This is a genomic window from Frateuria sp. (genome assembly GCF_013362045.1).
In the GTDB taxonomy this organism is placed as follows: domain Bacteria; phylum Pseudomonadota; class Gammaproteobacteria; order Xanthomonadales; family Rhodanobacteraceae; genus Frateuria_A.
On record NZ_JABFWW010000286.1, the window covers coordinates 1 to 3,122 of the forward strand.

At 69.1% G+C, this 3,122-nt stretch carries 4 protein-coding genes; 3 read left to right on the top strand and 1 reads right to left on the bottom strand.

What is annotated here, in order from left to right; all coding sequences use genetic code 11:
* Positions 1 to 2: 2 nt before the first annotated feature.
* On the bottom strand, positions 3 to 899 hold the full coding sequence (gene phhA / locus HOQ08_RS13710; protein WP_291195962.1) for a phenylalanine 4-monooxygenase: 897 nt from the start codon (positions 897 to 899) through the stop codon (positions 3 to 5).
* A gap of 146 nt (positions 900 to 1,045) precedes the next feature.
* Between phhA and HOQ08_RS13715 the strand changes: the two genes are divergently transcribed.
* From HOQ08_RS13715 to HOQ08_RS13725, 3 genes are all read left to right on the top strand, one after another.
* Positions 1,046 to 1,522 (top strand): Lrp/AsnC family transcriptional regulator, encoded by a 477-nt coding sequence (locus tag HOQ08_RS13715; protein ID WP_291195965.1) that lies wholly within the window; start codon positions 1,046 to 1,048, stop codon positions 1,520 to 1,522.
* A 132-nt stretch (positions 1,523 to 1,654) separates the two neighbouring features.
* Positions 1,655 to 2,449: a lysophospholipid acyltransferase family protein gene (locus HOQ08_RS13720; protein ID WP_291195966.1), complete on the top strand. Its 795-nt coding sequence runs from the start codon at positions 1,655 to 1,657 to the stop codon at positions 2,447 to 2,449.
* The coding region (locus HOQ08_RS13725) for an alpha/beta fold hydrolase (RefSeq protein ID WP_291195968.1) at positions 2,446 to 3,122 on the top strand (677 nt) is incomplete at its 3' end. The genes HOQ08_RS13720 and HOQ08_RS13725, both read left to right, overlap by 4 nt.

Below are 3,122 nucleotides of genomic sequence, written 5' to 3' on the forward strand. Positions count from 1 at the left end.
GGTCAGGTATCGGCGTTGGCGGCGAAGCCTTCGCGGCTGCCGCAGTGGTAGATGCGGTCGGACGCGTCCAGCACGTCGGCGGCCGCGTGCGGGCGGCTCTGGCGCAGGCGCGCGTAGATCGGGGTGAAGTCCGGGCGGGTGGCCTCGAACAGCTGCTCGAAGCTGTCGATCACGAAGTAGGTCTGCTGGTAGGTGTCGATGCGATAGCGCGTGTTCATCACGCGCGCAAGGTCGAAGCCGATGCGGTTGGGCGCGTCCGAGTCCAGGCTGTAGATCGACTCGCCCTTGGAGCTGACGATGCCGGCGCCGTAGATGCGCATGCCCTGCGGCGTGTCGATCAGCCCGAACTCCACCGTGTACCAGTACAGGCGCGTCAGGTTCATCAGCGCTTCGGGGCCGATCGCGTGCGCCTTCATGCCGCCGCGGCCGTAGGCCTGCATGTAGTCGGCGAAGACCGGGTTGAGCAGCAGCGGCACGTGGCCGAACAGGTCGTGGAACAGGTCCGGCTCGGACAGGTAGTCCAGCTGCTCGGGCTTGCGGATCCACCAGCTCACCGGGAAGCGGCGGTTGGCCAGGTGGTCGAAGAACACCTCGTCCGGCAGCAGCCCTTCGACCGCGACCAGCTCCCAGCCGGTGGCGCTGGCCAGCACCTGGTTGATCTCGGCGAACTTGGGGATGCCGCCATCGCCTAAGCCGAACTTGGCCACGCCGTCGAGGAACTCCTGGCAGGCGCGTCCCGGCAGCAGCTCGCACTGGCGCTTGAACAGCGTGTCCCACACCTCGTGGTCGGTGCGCGTATAGCTCGACCAGGGCTGCTCGACCACGCCGGTGGCGTAGACCGGCACGTAGCCGCGGTCGGTCTGCTGATGTTCGACTTTGCGGGGCGTCGCGGTCTGCATGGATGGCTCCGGTGCGGTTCGGCGCGTGTGCGCCATACCGGAAGAATACGCTGCCATCCCCGCACGAAGGTTGTCTTTCCTGTGAAGGTGGTGCGAGTTGGCGCAGTATCCTTGCGCAAAAGAAGCGTTCCATGGAGCAATGTGCCATGCCCAAGCTCGACCGCACCGATCTGCGCCTGCTCGCCGTACTGCAGGGCGAGGGGCGCATCACCAACGCCGAGCTGGCCGAGCGGGTCAGCCTGTCGCCCTCGGCCTGCCTGCGCAGGCTGCAGCGGCTGGAGGCCGATGGCATCGTCACCGGCTACGCCGCGCAAGTGGATCCGCAGGCGGTGGGGCTGGGCCTGCAGGCGTTCGTGCGCGTGCAGCTGGCGCGGCACGAAGCGGGCGCGATCGAGCGCTTCGTGGACAAGGTCAACGGCTGGGAAGAGGTGGTCGCCTGCCATGCGCTGACCGGCGACATGGACTACCTGCTGCACGTCTACGTGGCCGACCTGCCGCACTTCTCGCGCTTCCTGCTGGACCGGCTGCTCAACGATGCGGGCGTGGCCGACGCCAACTCGAGCTTCGTGCTGCGCACGGTGAAGCGGTCGCCGTCCTTGCCGCTGGGGCAGCTGGAGGCGTAGCCACAGGAATGTCCCCTCCGGGCGCGTCCCATGAGTTACGGGAAAAGGCGCGATGAACAGGCGGCGCACGCGCGCGCAAGTACCTGCGGACGCCTCAGCATCCCCGACGAGTAACGCTAAACTAACCGGCTCATGGACACCGCCCCCCTCCCTGCCCGCGATCCCCGGCGCGCCGTGCGCTACCTGTACCGGGTGCCGCTGCTGCTGCTGCACATTCTGCTTGGCGTGCTGCTGTGTGCGTGCATCCTGAGCTGGAACAAGCAGCGGGTGATGGCCGCCGGCCGCGAGCCGTTCGCGCACCGCATGATCCGCTGGTGGTCGAGGGTGCTGATGCGCATCTTCGGCCTGCGCTCGGTGCGCATCGGCACGCCGCTGCCCGATCCGGTGCTGTTCGTCGCCAACCACACCTCGTGGATCGACATCGAGCTGCTGCACTCGCAACGCGCGGCCTGCTTCGTGGCCAAGGCCGAGATCGCGCGCTGGCCGCTGGTCGGCTGGCTGGCCGCCAGTGGCGGCACGATCTTCCACCGCCGCGGCAGCAACCACTCGCTGGCGGCGGTGATGCAGGCGATGGTCGAGCGATTGCGCGGCGGCCGCTCGGTGGCGGTGTTCCCCGAGGGCGGCACCGGCCACAACGGCGTGCTCAAGGTGTTCCACGCCCGCATCTTCCAGGCCGCGCTGGATGCGCCGGTGCCGGTGCAGCCGGTGGCGTTGCGTTTCGCCCGCGACGGCCGCCGCGTGATCGATGCGGGCTTCCGCGAGGGCGAGAACTTCATGGGCAACCTGCTGCGCATGCTGGGCGAGGCACCGCTGGACGCCGAGGTGCATTTCCTCGCGCCGGTGCCGGCGATGCCCGATGCGCGCCGGCGCATGGCGGAGCTGTCGCGCGAGCGCATCGGCGCGGCATTGGACGACGCGCACGCATGAGCGAATTGCCGCGCGGAAAGGATTTCCGTCCCCCCTGGCCGCTGACCAGCGGCCACGTCCAGACCATGCTCTCTTCCAGCGGCGTGCGCCGGCTGTTGCTGCCGCGCGCGGCGTACGAAGTGTCGCGGAACGCCGAGCCGGTGGTGGTCGATGGCGGCGACGGCGTGCGCCTCACCGGTGCCTACACGGCGCAACGCGCCCGCCCCGATGCGCGCGGCCTGGCGGTGCTGTTCCACGGCTGGGAAGGCAGCGTCGATTCGACCTACGTGCTGCAGACCGGCAGCCGCCTGCTGCGCGAAGGCTGGGACGTGTTCCGCCTCAACTTCCGCGACCACGGCGAGAGCCACCACCTCAACGAGGCGCTGTTCCACTCCTGCCGCATCGACGAGGTGGTGCACGCGCTCTCGGACATCGCGCGGCGCTGGCCGCGGCCGGTGACGGCGCTGGCCGGCTTCTCGCTGGGCGGCAACTTCGCCCTGCGCGCCGCCCTGCGCGCGCCGGCGGCGGGCATCGCGCTGGACTATGCGCTGGCCGTGTGTCCGATCATCGATCCCGGCGAAGGCCTGTTCTCGCTCGAGGAGAGCGCGCCCTGGTTCTACCAGGCCTACTTCATGCGCAAGTGGCGCCAGTCGCTTAAGGCCAAGCAGAAGGCCTTTCCGCAGCGGCAATACTT